This is a genomic window from Brevibacterium aurantiacum (genome assembly GCF_003932995.1).
Taxonomy (GTDB): Bacteria; Actinomycetota; Actinomycetes; order Actinomycetales; family Brevibacteriaceae; genus Brevibacterium; species Brevibacterium aurantiacum.
Genome location: NZ_CP025333.1, coordinates 3768189 through 3786912, shown reverse-complemented (window position 1 = coordinate 3786912; position 18724 = coordinate 3768189). Strand labels below are relative to the sequence as shown.

Genomic DNA, 18724 nt, shown 5'->3' with positions numbered 1-18724 from the left:
CTGAGAAAATCTGCGCCGAGCGGCTGCTGCGCTCAGCCTGCGCTGACGCCGAACAGGAGGCCGAGAGCGTATGTCACGGCTGCTGCACCGAATCCCACTGCCAGCTGTCTCAGGGCGCGGGGTCCCGGAGCGGTTCCGGAGAGCAGGCCGACGGTGCCGCCGGTGAAGAGGAGTGCGATGCCGACGAGGCCGGCAGAGAGGAACACGGCGGGCAGACCGGACATGCCGAAGATATAGGGCAGGATCGGGATGAGGGCGCCCGAGGAGAAGAAGGCGAAGCTCGACAGCGATGCCCCCAAGCCGGTGCCCAGCTCGTCGCGGTCGACGCCGGAGTCGAGGCTGGGCAGCTGAGGAGCCACGTTCTTGTTCTTGGCTGCTGCGATCGTCCGATGTGCCCGAGCATCGGCTTCAGGGGAGTCCATGCCCCTGGCGCGGAAGACGAGAGCGAGCTCGTTGGCGTCGATGTTGAGATCGGCCAGTGCATGGCGCGATTCAGGATCCGGCGTCGAGGCATCGAGCAGCTCGCGCTGGGACCGCACGGAGATGTACTCCCCGGCCGCCATGGACAGGGCTCCGGCGAGCAGGCCGGAGACGCCGGTGAGGAGAATGACGTGGTTGCCCACCCCAGCGGCGCCCACGCCGAGGACGAGTGCGAGGTTGGATACGAGTCCATCGTTGGCACCGAAGACCGCTGCACGGAAGTTTCCTGACAGGCGGGCTCGGGAACGGGCCGCGAGAGCACGGACAACCTCGGCGTGGATCCGCTCATCGGCTGCCATCTCTGCCGACGCGGCCTCCTCATCGTCATACGGTGAGCTCGTCTCCGACTGCTGTGCCAGCGCGAGAACGAAGACCGAGCCGAAGAGTCGTCCCAGGAACGCGAGGCTCAGAGTGATGAGATCGGGGGTCCGCTTCTTCTGCGCATGCTCGCCGAGGAGGCCGATCCAGTGTTCCTGATGTCGGGACTCGGCGGTGGCCAGGGCCAGGAGAATCTCCCGATCTTCGCCTGAGCGGCGGTCGGCCAGATTGCGGTAGACGCGCTCTTCGAGACGCTCATTTGCCAGGTATCTCTGCCAGCGTCTGATGGTCCTGCGATCGGGCTCAGGACGCGCTTCGGGGGCTGTGGATTCGTTGTTCATCACTGGTCTGATTCTACTGGGATTAGGCATCTGAATTCAACACTTGCGCAATCGACTAAGTATTGGTTGTTATCAATTCGTTACCTCAATCGGCCAGGGGGTAGACTAGATTAAAGCTCAATGTGAGTTGTGTCACCGTTTCGTTATAGATGTATGTATTTCGTTACCAATGACGAAGTCATCGCGAAACGTGAGAATCAAGCTTCCCCTTGAGCTCGACAGGTCGGCACCGCTGCTGTTGCGAATTTCTGACAGCGTCGGTGCCTCCGGTTCGCGCTCAGCTATTTGTGTGCTGCGATTACCCCGTGGGTGACGTCCGGTCGATGACCGGACGCGGTCAGAGATGCCCGCTCGCAGTCGTGCGCGAAGAGCAATCATGGTTCGTCTGGCACCTGAGGAGCGAAAGGAACTCCATGAAGTTGCGTACTAAAACCTGGTTGGCGGTCACCGCTGCCACCGGTCTGGCTCTCGGCGGATTCAGTCCGGCCCTGGCCGCCGGGAACGCGGGACCGACCGAGCACACCGATATGGGCGTCACAGGCGACGCCGTGATGGATCATCTGCAGAAGATCTCCGATATCTCGACCTCCCACGCCGACGAGGGATTCCGCGCGTTGGGAACGCCCGGCTATGAGGAGTCCGTTGAGTACGTCGAGCAGACGCTCGAGGCCACCGGCGCCTTCGACGTCGAACGTCAGGCCTTCGAGGTCGACAACCAGACATTCGGCGAGGTCGCTGTCAATGTGGACGGCGAAGATCTCGAGGTCACCGAGGCCAGCTACACCGAAGGCACCGAGGAACCACTGACCGATCTGCCTGTGGCGCTGCCGGTCGATGATGACTACAGCGACCTGGCCGGCGGACAGCTCGGCTGTGCTGCCAGCGACTTCGACGACAGCGCAGAGGGCGCACTCGTCCTCGTCGCACGCGGCACCTGCTCCTTCGGAGAGAAGACCCAGGCAGCCACGGACGCCGGAGCCGCAGCGGTCATCCTCTACAACAACGACACCTCCGCACCCGATGAGCCACTCAACGCCACTCTCGGCGAGCGTATTGAGAACGGCGCACCCACCGTCGGTGTCAGCTACAACGTCGGCAATGATCTGCTGACGAAGATCGAGGCTGCGGCCGAGGGCGAGCCACTGTTGGCGGACTTCACGCTCGAGACCGAATACACCACCTCGACGACCTGGAACGTCATCGCCGAGACCAAGGCCGGCGACCACGACAACGTCCAGATGTTCGGCGCTCACCTTGACGGTGTCGCCGAAGGTCCAGGAGCCAACGACAACGGTTCGGGATCGGCCGCACTGCTGGCCAGCGCCGAGGCATTGGCCGAGCAGCCGACCGAAGCCGACAACGCCATCCGCTTCGGCTGGTGGGCAGCCGAAGAGGTCGGACTCGTCGGATCGACCCACTACGTGGAGAACCTCGGCGAGGCAGAGTTGTCGAAGGTCAAGTCGTACATGAACTTCGACATGATCGGATCCGACAACTACATCGTCGGCACCCTCGACTCCGACGGTTCCGATGTGCCGATCCCCGACGGGGTCAACGTGCCCGAAGGGTCCGCGGAGCTCGAAGGGATCTTCACCGACTACTTCGCCGATATCGATCAGCCCAATGTCGGAACGGACTTCTCAGGACGTTCTGACTACCAGGCGTTCATCGACAACGGCATTCCCGCCAGCGGACTGTTCTCCGGCGCCGATGGCACGAAGACCGAACAGGAAGCAGAGTGGTTCGGCGGTACGGTCGGCGACAAGCACGACACGAACTACCACCAGCCCACAGACACGATCGAGAACGTGAGCAAGGAGTCCGTCGACATCTTCGCTCCCGCCATCGGCTTCGCAGTCCACACGCTGGCCTATGATCTGGTGGACGAGCCGACCGATCCTCCGACGGACCCGACGGATCCACCGACCGATCCCACGGATCCGCCCACTGATCCCACGGATCCTCCGACCGATGACCCGACGGACGATCCGACGGACGACCCGACCGATGACCCGAGCGAGCGCAGCCTGAACATCGATCCGACGACGATCGAAGTGGATGACTTCGTCGGGAAGACCGGCGTTCAGGTCGCGGCTGCCGGCTGCACCGCCGACACGACCGCAACGATGACCGTCGATCCGCAGAACGGAAAGATCGAGAAGTTCGAGCAGACCGCGACGGCAGATGCCGATTCTGTGGCGAAGTTCGGAGTGCGCGGTCTCGAAAAGTCGGCCGCAGATGACTACATCGGCGCCTACGATGTCACCGTCGACTGTGAGGGCGGAGATCCGCTGACCGGTTCGTTCGACGTCGTCGCCGAAGGTGACGGCCCCGGTGCCGGCGACGGTGGGGGAGACCTTCCGCGTACCGGTAACGAGGCGCTGCCTCTCGTGATCTCGGCCGGAGCACTCATCCTGCTCGGTGTGATCATGACCATGGGAGCTCGCCGCCGTAAGGCCTGAGCCTCCTCCGCAGACCACGCGGGCCGGTGACTGAAAAAGTTCACCGGCCCGCGTGCCCATTCACCTTCTGTGGTGAGACGCTCCCGCTCAGTCGGCGGAGTACTTCAGCACCTGCCCATCTTGGTCAGGCAGAATGGACTGCTGTGACTCCCAAACTCTTCTTCAAGACCTTTGCCATCGCAGAGACCATCACCTGGACTCTGCTCATCATCGGCATGATCCTCAAATACACCCATGTCACCGAGATCGGTGTGCGCATCGGCGGCGGAATCCACGGGTTCGTCTTCATCTGCTTCGTCATCGCCGTCATCGGCGTGGGAACCTCGCAGATGTGGAGCAAGAAGCGCATCGCCACGGGCCTGGGCTCGGCCATCATTCCCTACGCCACGATTCCCTTCGAGCGATCGGTAGAAAAGACGGGTGCACTCGAAGGCGACTGGGGACTGGGCGCAAACGGACGCACACCGCGGAACTGGTTCGAGAAACTCACCTCCTGGGCAATCCGCTCGCCTCTGCTGGCCATCGGCGTGGGGGTCATCGTGGTCATCGCCATCTTCAGCGGGCTGCTCTTCCTCGGTCCTCCCGGTGAATGGGGCAAGTGAACCTCGGGCCCACCTCGGCGCTGGACTGACCCGGCGCCATCTCGGGCTCTGGTAGGTCTGTCCAGGAAAAGCAGACTCGCATAGGATGAACACCACAGGCGCTGTGGTCCCACTGCGCCTTGTCCCTTCCACTCCAGAATCTCGGAAAGGCCCAAGTGGATTTCATCCTGGGCGCCGTCGTCATCGGCGCTATCGTCATCATCGCCCTGATCGTGTTCTTCGTGATCATGCGCTCGATCAAGATCGCCTCCCCGTCTGAGGCCCTCATCATCACCGGACGGAACGCCAGCAGTTCGGGTGGCACCGGCCGCATCATCATCGGCGGTCGCGCGGTCGTGTACCCGGTCGTGCAGAAGGCATTCTTCCTGTCGCTGTCCTCACGCCAGATCGCAGTCGCCATCGACGGCATCTCGATGAACGGCATCGCTTTGCGCCTGCACGGTGTTGCGCAGGTCAAGGTCGGCGGCACCGAGGAAGATGTGCGCAAGGCAGCGCAGCGCTTCCTCGATCAGCAGGATCAGATCGAGCCCTACAGCACGGAGATCCTCTCCGGCACCCTGCGCGCCGTCGTCGGCACGCTGACCGTCGAGCAGATCATTCAGGATCGGGCCTCCTTCGCCTCCCAGGTGCAGGAGGAGTCCGCGCACTCGATGAACAACCAGGGCCTGGTCATCGACACGTTCCAGATCTCCGCGGTCGAAGACGAGGGCAGCTACCTGAAGGATTGGGGTCGCCCACAGGCGGCCGAGGTCGCGAAGAATGCCGCCATCGCCGAGGCGAACGCCGGTCGCGCATCGGCCGTTGAAGAAGCGCTGCAGAACGAGTCAACCCAGAAGCAGCAGGCCCTGACCGATCAGGCCATCGCCGAACAGCAGCAGCAGCTTGCGCTGCGTCGTGCGGCGCTGAAGGAAGAGGCTGATCAGCGTCAGGCAGCAGCCGATAACGCCGGTCCGCTGTCTGCCGCGGCCGAGAAGCAGAAGCTGCTCGAGCGCGATCGCGTGGTTGCCAAGGAAGCTGCAGAGCTGCGTGCCGAACAGCTCGATGCCGAGGTCAGGCGTCCTGCCGACGCTGAACGCTACCGTCAGCAGGCCGAAGCCGATGCGCGTGCCTATGATGTCGAAGCTCAAGGTCGCGCCGAGGCTGCCGCCGAACTGCACCGCCGGTCGAAGGACGCCGAGGCCATTCGCCTCGAGGGTGAGGCCCAGGCCGATGCGATCAAGGCTCGCGGTGAGGCAGAAGCCGGAGCGCTCCAGGCTCAGGCTGAGGCCTATAAGAAGTTCAACGATGCGGCCGTGCTGTCGAAGGTCCTCGAGGTTCTGCCGACCATCGCCGGTGAGCTTGTCGCCCCATACGCGAACATCAAGGATCTCTCGATCGTCTCTACCGACGGAGAGTCCAAGCTGGCGAACTCCGTGTCGAACAACCTCGCTCAGGTCCTCGAGGTCGTGCGCGGGACGACCGGCATCGACCTCGGAAACCTCGTCGACAAGGCCCAGAACCAGGGCGGCTCGAAGTCCGCGAACGGTTGGGTCCGCGATGACTCGACCACGTTCGATGACAGCGGTGACTTCGCCGGGACTGGACCCGCGGACGATGGAGCCGACGGCCAGGATCAGGTCGTCGAAGGTGAGATCTCCGAGGGTCACAGCGGCCAGTCAGGCCGCGGCGATCGCTCGGGTCGAGGAGGATCGAAGCCCACTGGTTTGGGAGATCCCAGCGCGTGGTCGAGCGGGAACTTCGACCCGAAGGACTACCTCGACGAGAATGGTGAACTCGACCTCACGCACATCGGTGATGACGTGAAGAAGGCCACCGGAATCGACGTGCAGGCATACATCGCCGACGCGCTGCGCCGACGCGATGGCCGTGACGGCGACTTGGGCGGCTCGGGCGGCTCAGGTTCGAATGGGCCGAAGGACGACGGCGGTCCTCAGGACGGCGGACCCGGTAAGAAGTAGTTCCCCGTGTGATTGACGCGCGCAGAATGCGTACGCGTCCAGCAATCGTTGCTGGGCACGTACGCATTCTGCGTTCGGTGCCACTGCCCGGGGCTAGCCTCGGCGTCATATTGATTCATAAAGACATGCGCATATGTTAATGTGATGGCGTAGGAGGTTCCCATGGCCCACGACCACACGCACAGCTCAGGATCGCGTCGACGCTTGGCAGTCGTCTTCGGCATCGTCCTGGTCATTTTCGTCTTCCAGGTGATCGGCTCGATCATGACAGGCAGCCTGGCGCTGCTGATCGACACCGGACATAACTCCGTCGACCTCATCGGCATCGGAATCGCGCTCTTCGCCGCCACTCTGGTCCGGAAGCCGCCCAAAGGTCAGAAGACCTGGGGGTTTCGTCGGGCCGAGGTGCTCGCCGCCGGAGCGCAGGCGACTCTGCTGCTGGGGCTCGGTGTCTACAGCCTGATTGAGGGCATCCGCCGTTTCTTCGTCCCGCCAGAGGTCCCCGGACCGGAGCTGCTGTTCTTCGGTGTCGTCGGTTTGGTCGGCAATATTGTGTCGATCATCATCCTCAGCTCATCCAAGGAGCAGTCACTCAATCTCCGGGCCGCATTCCTCGAGGTCATCGCCGATGCGTTGGGATCCGTCGCCGTCATCCTCGCTGCCGTCTCCATCTGGCTCTTCGACTGGACCCGCGCCGACGCGGTGGCAGCCCTGGTCATTGCCGTGCTGATCGTCCCCAGGGCCTTCACCATCCTCAAGGAGACCGGCTCGATCCTCCTCGAAGTCGCTCCCAGGGAACTCGACCTCGACAAGGTCAAAATGCACATCGAAGGAGTCGAGCACGTCCAGGAGGTTCACGATCTTCACGTCACGCGCATCGACTCCAACCTGCCTGTGCTCACCGCACACGTGGTCCTCGCCGACGAGTGCTTCTACGACGGCCACGCGCCGCGCATCCTCGTCGCGCTGCAGGAATGCCTGGCTGAACACTTCAAGGTCGCGATCGAACACTCGACATTCCAGTTCGACCGGGCGAAGGACGCAGCCCAGGAGACACACACCCACACCTGAGGTCGTTCCCTGGCCGTCGGTCGCCGTAGCGCGAAACGGTCGGTAAGTCTTGGTCGAAAAAGTTGATGCTTTCGACGAGAACTTACCGACTGTTAGGTCTGGCGTCGAGACTCGGCGGCTCAGCTCTGCGGCAGGATCTCCACTGAGTCGGTGCGGAACTTCTCAAGCTTCGCGGGATCGATTGAGACGCCGAAGCCGACTCCTGTAGGCACGTCGACCTTGCCGTCGTACATGACGATCTCTTCGGTGATGTCCTCGTGGAAGAAGCGGTTCGATCCCGAGATGTCTCCGGGCAAGGTGAATCCGGGCAACGATGCGAGAGCGGCATTGGCGGCACGTCCCAGACCGGTCTCGACCATTCCGCCGTGCCAGACTGCCACACCGTGAGCGGAGCAGAGGTCATGGATCTTCTTCGCCTCGATGAAGCCGCCGACTCGTCCTGGTTTGATGTTGATGACGGCCGCGGCTCCCATGGAGATCGCGTCGGCGGCGGCCTCGGCGGAGTCGATCGACTCGTCCAAGCACATCGGTGTCTCCATCAGCTTCGCGAGTTCACCGTGCTGACGAATATCGGCCTCACCCAAGGGCTGTTCGATGAGGAGAAGTCCGTACTCGTCGAGCCTGCGCAGGTGGGAGGCATCGACGAGCGTATAGGCGGCATTCGCGTCGACCTGGAATCCGAAGTCATCGCCGAAGGCCTTGCGCACCGCAGCGATCGGTGCGATGTCCTTGCCCGGTTTGATCTTGAGCTTGATGCGGGCGTAGCCCTCTTCCAGGTAGCCGCCGATGACCTTGACGGTCTCTTCGACAGAGTCCTGAATGCCTACGGAGACACCTGAGGGGACGGAGTCGACGACGCCGCCGAGGTAGCTCTTGAAAGACTGGTCGTTGAGCTTGAGCTGAGCCTCGATGACCGCCATCTCCAGCGCGGACTTCGCCATCGGATGACCGATCACGTGGCGCAGATGCCAGGACACGGTTTCCGCGGTGAGATCGTCGACGTCGAAGAGGATCGGTGCCAGCCAGCGTTTCGTGACATCGATGCCCGAGGCTACGTACTCAGACGAGTAGAGCGGGGAGATCATCGCCACCGACTCGCCCCAGCCCGTGATCTCACCCTTAGGGGTGTCGAAGGTGGCCTCGACGAGGTAGCAGTCCTTCTCCGTTTCCCGCATGAACGAGGTCTCGAAGGGGGTGACGAGGGGAATGGACACCTGGTGGAGAGTGATCGACTTGAGCTTCATGCGCCATGCACCTTCTTTGTGTTCGGGCTGATGATCCTGTGACCCAGCCTATAACCACTCGCCGGACCACCTCGGCGGGTGTTGGAGTCTGGGACATGGGCGAACGTCCGAGGCGCGAAGCCGACATTGATCGCCCTCAGAATGCTCCGGCAGGACTCCTTGTGATCATTGACGGCGCGTACTGACCGTCTCACAGGTGTGACACTCCTAGAACAGGGGTTCTCGACATTGGTACTGTGAGTCAAAGATCGCGCTCAACGTGAGGGAGAGCTACGTGAACGACTACCTGCGGACTTTCAAGGGCCGGAAGCAGAAGTGGTTCGGACTCAAACTGCCCGTCAAGGCTGCTCTCGCACAGCCGTATCTCCACCCGCTGATGCGGACGGTGGCGCCCCACATCAACGGCATCAAGGTCGGCAGACTGCCCGCACCGATCGGACTCACCGAGGTGCGCGGGCGTGCCGGAGGCGCTGGCTTCTACCTCGTCGATCCCTTCCGCTGCGAGATCGCCAAGGAATTCTACTGGGGCAAGGGCCGCCGGACAGAGTCGGAGGACGCCTTCGCACTCGACCTTATGGTCGAACTGTCCCGCGACGCTGACGTCTTCCTCGACATCGGCGCCTACACCGGGGTATTCACGATGGCAGTGCTGGCTGCGAATCCGGCCGCGGTCGCCCACTCCTTCGAGATCATCCCCGCCGTCGTCACCGGGCTGGAGAAGAACGTGGCCCGCAACCACCTCGGCGATCGGGTGACTGTCCATCCGACGGGAGTCGGCAAGCCCGGCACCACGATGCAGGTGCCCACCGGCGACGGGGGATCGGCGCTGCCCTCGTTCTACGGGACGGGGATGGACTTCGACTCCGGCGCCGAGGTGCGCTTCACCTCTCTCGACGAACTCCTCCCGGACCTGCCGGAGGGCCACCCCCTGGTGACGGTGAAGATCGACGTGGAGGGCGCGGAGAACGACGTCCTCGACAACGGGCGGGAACTGCTGGCCACGTTGCGACCGGACATTCTGTGCGAGATCCTCGACGACCGAGCTCAGCCCGAGCAGCTGATGCGCATCCTCGACAGGCTCGACTACCACTACTACCTCGTCGGGACCGATCATCTCATTGCCCATGATGAGATCGTCCCGGACCCGCATTTCCGTGACTGGCTCTTCACCACGAAGAACCCGGAGGACATGCGAGTCGCGGGCTACCCGGTCAGGTGAACGACCGAGTCAGCGCAGCGCGCTGAGGCTCGCTCAGCCCTGGAGCTGATCGGCGATGAGGGCCGCGAGCAGGGCGGTGCGTGGGGCGATCTCGTCGATGACCGCGTGCTCGTGCTCGGCATGCGCACCATCGCCCACAGCGCCCAGGCCATCAAGGGTCGCAATGCCGTCGCCGGCGGTGAAGTTCCCGTCCGAAGCGCCGCCTACGGAGACACCTTCCGGTGCGGGCAGACCGAGTTCAGCGGCCAGGGCAGTCGCACGCTCGAAGAGCACCGCCGACTGCTCACGTTCGAAGGGCGGACGATTGATGCCGCCGAGGACCTCGATCGACGACCCCTCCAGCTGTGGACGAGTGGCGAGTTCACGAATAGCGGCATCGACGCGGTCGAGTTCGGCGGCGGTGCGGGCGCGCACATCGATGTCGACGCGTGCTTCGGCCGGGACCGTGTTCGACGTGGTGCCCGCACTGATCACGGTCGGCACCACAGAGGTACCCGCCTCGGTGTCGGCGAGATCCGCGACGAGGGGCAGATGCAGGGCCAGCGCCATGCCCGCGTTGATCCCCTTCTCCGGTTCGAGTCCCGCATGGGAGGCCTTGCCCGTGAACACGAGGACGTAGTTGCTCGTGCCCTTGCGCTCGAGTTTGAGTGCACCCCCGGCGCTCGCCTCCATCACATACACGGCCTTCGCCTCGGCCGCCTCGGCGCGGATGAGATCGGATGATGAGATCGACCCGATCTCCTCATCACCGCTGACCAGGATCGACAGACCATCAAGTCCACCCTCGCCGAGGTGCTCGCGCAGGATCGCGCTCGCGTGGATGCTCATGATCGCCCCGGTGAGCATGTCGAAGCTGCCCGGACCGCGCAAGATGCCGTCGTCGGTGGAGAAGGGAATGCGGTCTAAGGTTCCGTGCGGCCAGACCGTGTCCTGGTGGTTGAGGAGGACCACGCGGGCCGGGCCCGAACCGAAGCGCAGGCGCACATGAGCGGTGTCATCGACGGTGATGACCTCAGCGGTGGCCCCGAGCCGTTCGCGCAGCAGTTCGACGAAGTCGGCAGCACCGGCGGCCACGGCCTCTTTGTCGTGGGAAGGAGTCTCCTTCGTGATGACGCGTTCGATGTCTTCGAGGATGAGGGGGAGGCGGTCATTGGCCTTCGCCACGAGGTCAGCGGACTGGAGATCTGAGGTCTGAGAGGTGGTCATGACCAGATTCTACGATGGGGCCCGCAAGGCCGGTTGCGACGTCCGCATCATGCGACGAATTCGGCATGCGCAAACGCGAGTGACTGTGGTTTGCTTGACCTATGGGTGAGGAAGTCAGTTCCAAGCGGTATACGCCGGAAGAACGCACACTGTACCGAGAGAAGCTCGCGGAGAACCTCGAGCTCTTCGACACATACCTGCGCCATGCGGAGTTCAAATCTGCGGGCACGATCGGTCTGGAGCTCGAACTCAACCTCATCGACTCCGACAATCAGCCGAGTCTCAACAACACGAAAGTCCTGGAGCGTCTCGACGATGAGTTCCAGTCCGAGATCGGCGGGTTCAACCTCGAACTCAACCACCCTGTGCTGCAGGTGGCCGGGCGCGGACTGAAGACCCTGGAAGCAGGAGTGGCGCATCGGCTGGACAAAGCACAGAAGGCCGCCGAGGCGGAGGGACTGACGGTCACGTCGATCGGCACGCTGCCGACCCTGAGCACCCAATTCCTCACCGAGGAAACGTGGATCACCGAGGAGAACCGCTACGAGGCGCTGAGCAACTCGATCGTCGACGCCCGCGGTGAGTACGTCCGCATCGAACTCGACGGTGAGGAGAAGTACAAACACGAATTCGCCGACATCGCACCGGAAGCCTCATGCACGTCCATGCAGCTGCATCTGCAGGTCGCACCCAATAAGTTCGCCGAAGCCTGGAATGCCTCCCAGGCGATTGCGGCGGCACAGGTCGCGATGAGTGCGAACTCGCCGCTGTTCGTCGGCCGCAAACTCTGGCACGAATCACGGATCCCCGTGTTCACCCAGGCCATCGACACCCGCACTCCCGAACTCGTCAACCAGGGGGTTCGGCCCCGGGTGTGGTTCGGAGAACGGTGGATCACCAGCGTCTTCGACCTGTTTGAGGAGAACGTCCGCTACTTCCCGCCGCTGCTGCCCGAGATCAAGGACTTCGTCGAATTCAGTTCCGCCGACGCTCCGAAGCTCTACGAACTCAACCTCCACAACGGCACCGTGTGGCGCTGGAACCGACCGATCTACGATTCCTCCGACTCCGGTGCCGACATCCGTGTGGAGAACCGACTCCTCCCGGCCGGCCCGACTCCCGTCGACATGGTCGCCGATGCCGCCTTCTACTACGGTCTCGCCGAGTTCCTCGTCGGAGAGAATCGTCCCGTGTGGTCGCGGATGTCCTTCCGCGAGGCCGAGGAGAACTTCTTCGCCTGTGCCAAGGACGGCATCGGCGCCCGCGTGACCTGGCCGAAGATCGGCCACATCGATGTCGCGGACCTGGTGCTCGACGTTCTCATCCCGCAGGCGCGGAGAGGCTTGAGCCGTCTGGGCATCGACAAAGACGTCATCGACGAATACATGTCGATCATCGAAGGCCGCGCCGAGCTGCGCACCAACGGTGCAACCTGGCAGCTGAAGATGCTCGACCATCTGGCACCGAACAGCGCCCCGGATTCCCCGGAGCGTCGCGAGGGACTCAAAGCGATGATGGACGCCTATGTGAAGAATCAGGCCTCCGGCGAACCCGTCCATACCTGGGACGTCCCGGTCTGAGGGCTGCTGCCTGAGTCAGATGTCGCCTGAGTCAGAGGCTGTCAGAGTCAGAGGCGTTCGACCTCGACGAAGACGACGTCGGCGGTGCCGTTCGGGTTCGACACCTCATGCTCGGCTCCAGCGGCACGGGTGTAGCTGACACCGGCCTCGAGCTCGGCGACGATCTCGGTGCCGTCGGAGTTCCTCACCCGCATCGTGTCGGTGACCATGGGCACGACGACGTACTCGTAGTCATGCTTGTGCATCGGGATGACACCATCGGGTTCGATGGTCCACTTGGTCACGCGGAAGACTCCGTTGTCGAGCTGAACCTCACCTGTTGAGCCGGTGCTCTCATCGCTCATGATTCCACTCCTTCAATCGTCATCGATGGTCTGTTCCTCACCCTAGCCCTCAGCGCAGCAGCATCCCAGCTCGATCCGTGACCCGCGGCACATATGACGAGTCTTCACGGTTAGCATGAGCAGTATGCGATACCCCTACGCTGACATCGACGATGTCGAAGACGATATCCGAGAAACGATTCTGGCCGTGTCGGAGAAGTCGGGCTTCGTGCCCAACGTCTTCCTCTCCCTGGCTCGGCGACCGGCCGAGTTCCGCGCGTTCTTCGCGTACTACGACGCGCTCATGGAGAAGGAGACCGGGAACCTGACCAAGGGAGACCGGGAGATGATCGTCACGGCCACCTCGGCGGTGAATAACTGCCTCTACTGCGTCGTCGCACACGGAGCCGTGCTGCGCATCATGGAGAAGAAGCCACTGGTCGCAGACCAGGTGGCAGTCAACTACCGGCAGGCCGACATCACCGACCGGCAGATGGCGATGCTCGACTTCGCGATGACGGTCTGCACAGAGCCCTGGACACTCTCCGACGCTGACTTTGCGGCCCTGGCCGAGCACGGATTCGACGACGAGGACGCCTGGGACATCGGCGCCATCACCGGATTCTTCGGCCTGTCCAACCGCATGGCACACGTGGGCGGAATGATGCCCAACCCCGAGTTCTACCTCATGGGACGCGTCCCGCGCGAGAGGAAGTGACCACTGACCATGAGCACTCAAACGAGCGCACCCCGCGTCTCTGACCGCGCCGGACTCGTCCAGCCCTTTGCCGCCATGGGCATCGTGGCCAAAGTCCAGGAGATGTCGCGCAACGGCCGTGACACCATCGCCATGTGTCTGGGCGAGCCAACTCAGGGTGCACCGGGACCGGTGCGCAGAAGAGCCGCCGAGGTGGTCGCCGACGGGACGAACCTCGGATACTCCCCGATCTTCGGCATCCCCGAACTGCGCACAGCCATCGCCGGGCACTACCGCGACTGGTACGGCGTTGAGGTGCCCACGGAACGCATCGCCATCACCACCGGTTCCTCCGGTGCCTTCCAGACGGCCTTCCTCACCTGCTTCGACGCAGGCGACCGCGTCGCGCTCGCCCGCCCGGGCTACGGCGCGTACAAGAACATCCTCGCCGCGTTGAACTGCGAGATCGTCGAACTCGACTGCGGTGGCGACCACGGGTTCCAACCGACCGTCGAACTCCTCGAACAGGCACACGCTCAGGCTCCACTGAAGGGACTGATGCTCGCATCGCCGGCGAATCCGACGGGGACGATGATTTCGGGCGAGCACCTCGGCGAGCTCATCTCCTGGTGTGCCGAGCACGGTGTGCAGGTGATCTCCGACGAGATCTACCACGGCATCTCCTACATCGGCACGCGCGGTGAGACCGCGCTGGCCCATGACGACAATGCCATCGTCATCTCCTCGTTCTCGAAGTACTGGGCGATGACCGGGTGGCGACTCGGCTGGGCGATCCTGCCCGAGTCATTGGCGTCGGCGGCACAGAACGTGACCGGGAACCTCTCGCTGTGTGCCCCGGTTCCTGCCCAGTATGCGGCCGTGGCGGCGTTCACCGAGGAGTCCTATGCCGAATGCGAGACCGCGGTCGAATCCTTCGCCCGAGCTCGCAAGCACGTTCTCGACGCCACCGCTGACCTGGGGTTCTCCGATATGGCCCCGCCTGATGGGGCGTTCTACATGTATGCCCGCATCGATGAGATCCTGCAGCGGTCGGACGCTGGCATCGACACCGCGACCGATTGGTGTCAGTCTCTGCTTGAGACCACCGGAGTTGCCTTGGCGCCGGGTGATGACTTCGACTCCCTCAACGGGCCTCGTTCGGTGCGGCTGTCGCTGGCTGTCGGTGCGGACAAGACCGCCGAGGCGCTCGACCGGATCCTCGACTTCATGAGATGACTCCGAATTCGGCCGCGGCCTACGGCGAGGGACCGCCTGCGAAGCCACCCGTGTCGGGTTCATCCGCCGGTTCGGTCCCGCCGTCCTCCGGTCTGCCGACGCTGGGCATCATCGTGTCCGCACTGCTCTTGGGCTCGGCCGGTCTGTTCGTCATCCTCGCCGAGGCGAGTGCCCCGACCGCGGCATTCCTGCGCTGTTGGATCGCTGTCTTCGTCTTAGCCCCACTGGCAATCCTCGAACTCCGACGCCATGGCCTCCTGCCGTCCCGGGCACTTGTGGTTGCGGCGGTCTCGGGTGCGGCACTGGGCATTGACTACGTGCTGTGGGCCCAGAGCGTCCTCGACGCTGGAGTCGGTGTCTCCACAGTCCTCATCAGCGTCCAGGTCATCGTGTTCCCGGCCCTGGTCTGGGTCTTCGGAGGAACGCGGCCCGGGTGGCTGTTCATCACGTGCATTCCCATCATGATCATCGGGATGCTGCTCACCGGAGGCGTCTTCGGCGCCGATGAGGGAGCAGCGAACCCGGAGCGCGGCGCGATCTTCGGAGTGCTGTCTGGAATTCTCTACGGCGTCTACATCTTCGGCATCCACCACTGTCGCAAGGCAGCACCGAACTTCGTGGTCGCGCCGGTGGCAGTGGGCACGATCGCTGCAGGAGTCATGACGGCGATCGCCGGTCTCTTACTCGGCGGGCTCGACTTCGACCTGGGTTGGGACGGTTGGGCGTGGATGGTGGCGCTGGCGGTCTTCGGCCAGGCTCTGTCATGGGTGCTGCTGAGCATCTCCAGCCCGTTGGTGTCGGTGTCGCGGACCGCAGCCCTGATGCTGCTCCAACCGCTGTCGGCCGTGGTTCTGGGCTCGGTCATCGCCGGAGAGCGGCTGCAGCCGGCGCAGTGGATCGGCGCGGTGCTGGTCGTCGTCATCGTCTGGATTGTCGGTGGCGGCCCGGAGGCGCTGCGCAGACGACGCTGACGTTGGCGCAGACGAGGTTGCCCCTGGTGCAGACGACGCTGATGCTGGTCGGGTCCTGGCGACTTATGCGCTCAGTGCTCGTGACCTTCGACGGTGTGGGCCAGAGCGTCGAGGATGATGTGAGCGACGTGGTCGTCCTTGAGTGAGTAATAGGCTTCGCGGCCGATTCGGTTGACCCCGACGAGGTGGAGGCCACGCAGGAATTTCAGATGTTGGGAGACCAGTGGCTGCGAAAGCTCGGTGGACTCGACGATATGCGTCACGGTCGCCTCGCCGTGAGCGAGGACCAGCAGCATCTTCAGCCTCGACGGCGTGGCCAGTGCCTTGAACAGGTCGGCGGTCTCAGAGATGGCTTCGAGATTGCCCTCGGGGTCGCGCAGGAGCTGATTGACTGCGGCATTGACCGGGGTGGAATCTGAAGTGGAAGCCATGGATAGAGATTACCGGAAATTCTGCGGTGATCTCACTGTTCAGCTGAGGGCTTCGACGTTGTCCTGGGTGCCGATGAGGTCGTCGGCCAGTGACTCCCACTGCTCATAGGCGTCGGGCAAGGCAGATCGTTGGACGGCCTGTGCCGCCTCGGTGGGGGCCATCGTGTGCCAATTCTCGATCTGCACGAGTCCCGGATTCTCGACGTCCGGGTTGATTCCGTAGAAGGACTTCGTGGCATAGATGGGGTCGTTGAGGCGCTCGGGTTCACCCCACCCCTGCGAGGGGCGCTGCTGGAACAGGCCGACCGAATCGCGGTCACCCGAGTCGAGGTTCCGCAGCGAGGATTCCTGGAGCGCGGTCATGAGAGCGATTCTGATCGCGCGGTCATCGAAGTCGCCGCCGCGACCGATGCCGATGATCAGTCGGGCATTGTCGATCTGCTGCTCGGACAGTTGATTCACTGAAGCCATCTGCATCTGCCTGATCGTCGTCGAACCGAAGGAGATAGGCGAATTGACGATGATGACGGCGGCGAGGACCAAGGCCATCACCGCTGCCCCGAAACCGATCAGGGCACCACGAAGTACGGACCGAGAGCCCTTGCGGTGTCGAGTCGTTTCAGCCATGAATATAACGATAATGCAACAAACTGAGGGGTGCATGTGTCCACGCCGTGCCTTTTGTCACAGAACGGTCACGGAAGTGAATTTTTTGTGTGCGTCGGTGGTGACGCGTCATGTTCCAAGTCTGCGTCATCTCCTCAGGACGAATCGACTGGCCCGCCGTCTAATATCGGATCATGATCTTCGTGAGACGACGCAACCCGAGACCTCCACTCTTCGGGTGCCTGGTGGGTGTGATCGCGCTGTTCGTCATGGGGGTCGTGGTCATCGCAGTCGTCGCCGCAGTGGTCCTTATGAGCGCTGACATCGACAATTCGATTGAGGACTCGGGCAGTGGCTCGAGCGGGAATGGTGCATCGAGCAGTGCCCCAGCTTCCCCCGGGCAGTGGTCGAGCGGCGGCTGAACAGCGGTTGAGCGACTGAGATGACTCAGTTCGCGGTGCTTCTGCCGGCGGCTGTTGTCTGCACAGGCTGACGCAGAACCGTCCGCAACTTTTCCGGAGCCGTTCTTCGCAGGTCGCTGAGGTAGATCTCGTGGTGTCTGCCGGTCATCTCGAACCCCGCGGCCGGGATGACGTCTGTGTGCATGAGCTCGAGTACGGGCCCTTCGGTGTCGAATGGCCCGATTTGCAGGGTCTGAATGCTTGTACCCTCGTGCAGCGTCGTCATGCGGAGGTCGCCGAGGCGGGGGAGGGTCTTGCGTTGTGCAGACAGTGTGGAAGCGTGGTCGAGATGGGACTGATCCAGCCAGTCAGGCACGAGCAGCATGAGCGTGAAGTCCCACTGAGACTTATCGCGGGCACTCGTGAACGTGGACATGTCCTCTGCCCACCACAACCCCTCGAGCGGCGGGACGACGTAGTCACGACCCAGCTCGTTCTTGCTGAAGAACTTCAGGGCGTAGGCCAGCGGATAGAGCGTCTCAATGGCCGAGGTGAAATCGGGTGACGAATTCGGATCGCCGTGCCCGTCGACCATGAGGTACTGCAGTGGTGGCATGGTAAGGGTGTCGAAGACGCCGTGCTTGGCGCGATAGCCGCGCAGCGTCTTCTTGAAATCGATCTTGTTCAAGGCGCATTCCGATCCGGCAGAAGTGATTGTCCGATTCTACGAGGCGAGCCTGATGCTCAATGGGGTGTCTCTTGGTCCCGACCTTGACCTTGACACGGTGTCAAGGTCTTCACTGGTCTCAAGGAGGTGGAACCAATGACCAATCCACACAGCATCACGCAGAGCCGTTCGGATCAGGAGCCCGTCATCGCGGCACTGTCGTCGCCGAACCCACAGCAGCGGCTGCAGGCAGCACTGTCAGTCGGAACCACGGCCGAGGACCGCCACCTCGGCGCCCTCATCCAGCGGTGCAGAACCGAACCGGACTTCTTCGTCCGTGACATGCTCACCTGGGCGATCACACGGATGCCCGCCGAGGCGACCGTCCCGCTGCTCATCGCCGAGCTGAGCTCCGAGGTGCCGCAGGCCCAGAGCCAGGCCCTTCACACGCTGTCGAAGATCGGTGATCCCCGCGGCTGGGAGGCCATGGATCCGGGAACCATCGGAGACGGCCTGATCGCCCATGCCGACACCGAGGTGGCCCGCAGTGCGTGGAGGGCCGCAGTGGCACTCGTCCCCGGTGATGAGCGGGAGAAATTGGCATCGTCCCTGGTCACGCAGCTTGGACGAGGTGATGTGGAGACGCAGAAGAGCCTCAGTCGAGCCATCGTCTCCCTCGGAGAGGATCTCGTGTCAGTGCTCGATGGAAGACTGCAGGCAGAGGAAGAAACAGTGCGGACACACGCCATGGCTACCCGGGACATGTTCACCGATCCGGATGCCGGTTTTGCTCACGCCTTGAGTGAAGCCAAGCGCGTGGTCGCACTGGGGTCCGAGGCGTCAGCATAGGTCGATTTTGGGAAGGGTCGACCGAGGCAGCGTTGCCGAGCGGGGCAAGCTCGCGCGGCGCT

18 protein-coding genes are annotated in these 18724 nt (G+C 63.1%); 11 read left to right on the top strand and 7 right to left on the bottom strand.

Features of this window, described 5'->3' with window-relative positions; translation table 11 throughout:
• Positions 1–32: 32 nt before the first annotated feature.
• On the bottom strand, positions 33–1139 hold the full coding sequence (locus tag CXR25_RS17445; RefSeq protein ID WP_009882288.1) for a VIT1/CCC1 transporter family protein: 1107 nt from the start codon (positions 1137–1139) through the stop codon (positions 33–35).
• A gap of 413 nt (positions 1140–1552) precedes the next feature.
• Between CXR25_RS17445 and CXR25_RS17440 the strand changes: the two genes are divergently transcribed.
• From CXR25_RS17440 to CXR25_RS17425, 4 genes are all read left to right on the top strand, one after another.
• Complete coding sequence (locus CXR25_RS17440) at positions 1553–3601, top strand: M20/M25/M40 family metallo-hydrolase (protein ID WP_101583529.1); 2049 nt, start codon at positions 1553–1555, stop codon at positions 3599–3601.
• 143 nt (positions 3602–3744) lie between these two features.
• Positions 3745–4203 (top strand): DUF3817 domain-containing protein, encoded by a 459-nt coding sequence (locus CXR25_RS17435; RefSeq protein WP_009882290.1) that lies wholly within the window; start codon positions 3745–3747, stop codon positions 4201–4203.
• Between the two features lie 155 nt (positions 4204–4358).
• Entirely contained in the window at positions 4359–6161 is a 1803-nt protein-coding gene (locus tag CXR25_RS17430) for a flotillin family protein (RefSeq protein WP_009882291.1), read from the top strand.
• A gap of 162 nt (positions 6162–6323) precedes the next feature.
• A complete protein-coding gene (locus CXR25_RS17425) occupies positions 6324–7232 on the top strand; it encodes a cation diffusion facilitator family transporter (protein WP_009882292.1) in 909 nt (302 codons plus the stop codon).
• 119 nt (positions 7233–7351) lie between these two features.
• Here the strand turns inward: CXR25_RS17425 and menC are convergent, their stop codons facing one another.
• The gene (gene menC, locus CXR25_RS17420; RefSeq protein WP_069601068.1) at positions 7352–8476 is read right to left on the bottom strand and encodes an o-succinylbenzoate synthase; all 1125 of its coding nucleotides are present in this window, start codon (positions 8474–8476) and stop codon (positions 7352–7354) included.
• Positions 8477–8750: 274 nt separating this feature from the next.
• Between menC and CXR25_RS17415 the strand changes: the two genes are divergently transcribed.
• Positions 8751–9695 (top strand): FkbM family methyltransferase, encoded by a 945-nt coding sequence (locus CXR25_RS17415; protein ID WP_101557170.1) that lies wholly within the window; start codon positions 8751–8753, stop codon positions 9693–9695.
• A 33-nt stretch (positions 9696–9728) separates the two neighbouring features.
• Here CXR25_RS17415 and CXR25_RS17410 read toward each other — a convergent pair whose 3' ends face one another.
• Positions 9729–10901 carry a M20 family metallopeptidase gene (locus CXR25_RS17410; protein WP_009882295.1) on the bottom strand — a complete coding sequence of 391 codons (1173 nt, stop codon included), beginning with the start codon at positions 10899–10901 and terminating at the stop codon, positions 9729–9731.
• A 101-nt stretch (positions 10902–11002) separates the two neighbouring features.
• Between CXR25_RS17410 and CXR25_RS17405 the strand changes: the two genes are divergently transcribed.
• Positions 11003–12481, top strand: a complete 1479-nt coding sequence (locus tag CXR25_RS17405; protein WP_101583527.1) for a glutamate-cysteine ligase family protein — start codon at positions 11003–11005, stop codon at positions 12479–12481.
• Positions 12482–12528: 47 nt separating this feature from the next.
• On the opposite strand, the gene CXR25_RS17400 is transcribed toward CXR25_RS17405, so the two are convergent.
• Complete coding sequence (locus CXR25_RS17400) at positions 12529–12825, bottom strand: cupin domain-containing protein (RefSeq protein ID WP_009882297.1); 297 nt, start codon at positions 12823–12825, stop codon at positions 12529–12531.
• Between the two features lie 124 nt (positions 12826–12949).
• Here CXR25_RS17400 and CXR25_RS17395 point away from each other — a divergent pair, with 124 nt between their 5' ends.
• Genes CXR25_RS17395 through CXR25_RS17385 form a run of 3 tightly spaced genes read left to right on the top strand, consistent with a single transcriptional unit; the run spans position 12950 to position 15708 of the window.
• A complete protein-coding gene (locus CXR25_RS17395; RefSeq protein WP_009882298.1) occupies positions 12950–13522 on the top strand; it encodes a peroxidase-related enzyme in 573 nt (190 codons plus the stop codon).
• A 9-nt stretch (positions 13523–13531) separates the two neighbouring features.
• Positions 13532–14737, top strand: coding sequence for a pyridoxal phosphate-dependent aminotransferase (locus CXR25_RS17390; RefSeq protein ID WP_096146073.1), 1206 nt, complete (start codon positions 13532–13534; stop codon positions 14735–14737).
• Complete coding sequence (locus tag CXR25_RS17385) at positions 14734–15708, top strand: DMT family transporter (RefSeq protein ID WP_101583525.1); 975 nt, start codon at positions 14734–14736, stop codon at positions 15706–15708. The genes CXR25_RS17390 and CXR25_RS17385 overlap by 4 nt, the downstream gene beginning before the upstream one ends.
• A 71-nt stretch (positions 15709–15779) precedes the next feature.
• On the opposite strand, the gene CXR25_RS17380 is transcribed toward CXR25_RS17385, so the two are convergent.
• Complete coding sequence (locus CXR25_RS17380; protein ID WP_009882302.1) at positions 15780–16139, bottom strand: ArsR/SmtB family transcription factor; 360 nt, start codon at positions 16137–16139, stop codon at positions 15780–15782.
• 39 nt (positions 16140–16178) lie between these two features.
• Positions 16179–16766 (bottom strand): peptidoglycan-binding protein, encoded by a 588-nt coding sequence (locus CXR25_RS17375; RefSeq protein WP_096146071.1) that lies wholly within the window; start codon positions 16764–16766, stop codon positions 16179–16181.
• 173 nt (positions 16767–16939) lie between these two features.
• Here CXR25_RS17375 and CXR25_RS17370 point away from each other — a divergent pair, with 173 nt between their 5' ends.
• Complete coding sequence (locus tag CXR25_RS17370; RefSeq protein WP_009882305.1) at positions 16940–17167, top strand: hypothetical protein; 228 nt, start codon at positions 16940–16942, stop codon at positions 17165–17167.
• Between the two features lie 25 nt (positions 17168–17192).
• Here CXR25_RS17370 and CXR25_RS17365 read toward each other — a convergent pair whose 3' ends face one another.
• The gene (locus tag CXR25_RS17365; RefSeq protein WP_069601061.1) at positions 17193–17834 is read right to left on the bottom strand and encodes a GyrI-like domain-containing protein; all 642 of its coding nucleotides are present in this window, start codon (positions 17832–17834) and stop codon (positions 17193–17195) included.
• Positions 17835–17969: 135 nt separating this feature from the next.
• Between CXR25_RS17365 and CXR25_RS17360 the strand changes: the two genes are divergently transcribed.
• Positions 17970–18662, top strand: coding sequence for a HEAT repeat domain-containing protein (locus CXR25_RS17360; protein WP_009882308.1), 693 nt, complete (start codon positions 17970–17972; stop codon positions 18660–18662).
• The last annotated feature ends 62 nt before the right edge of the window (positions 18663–18724 follow it).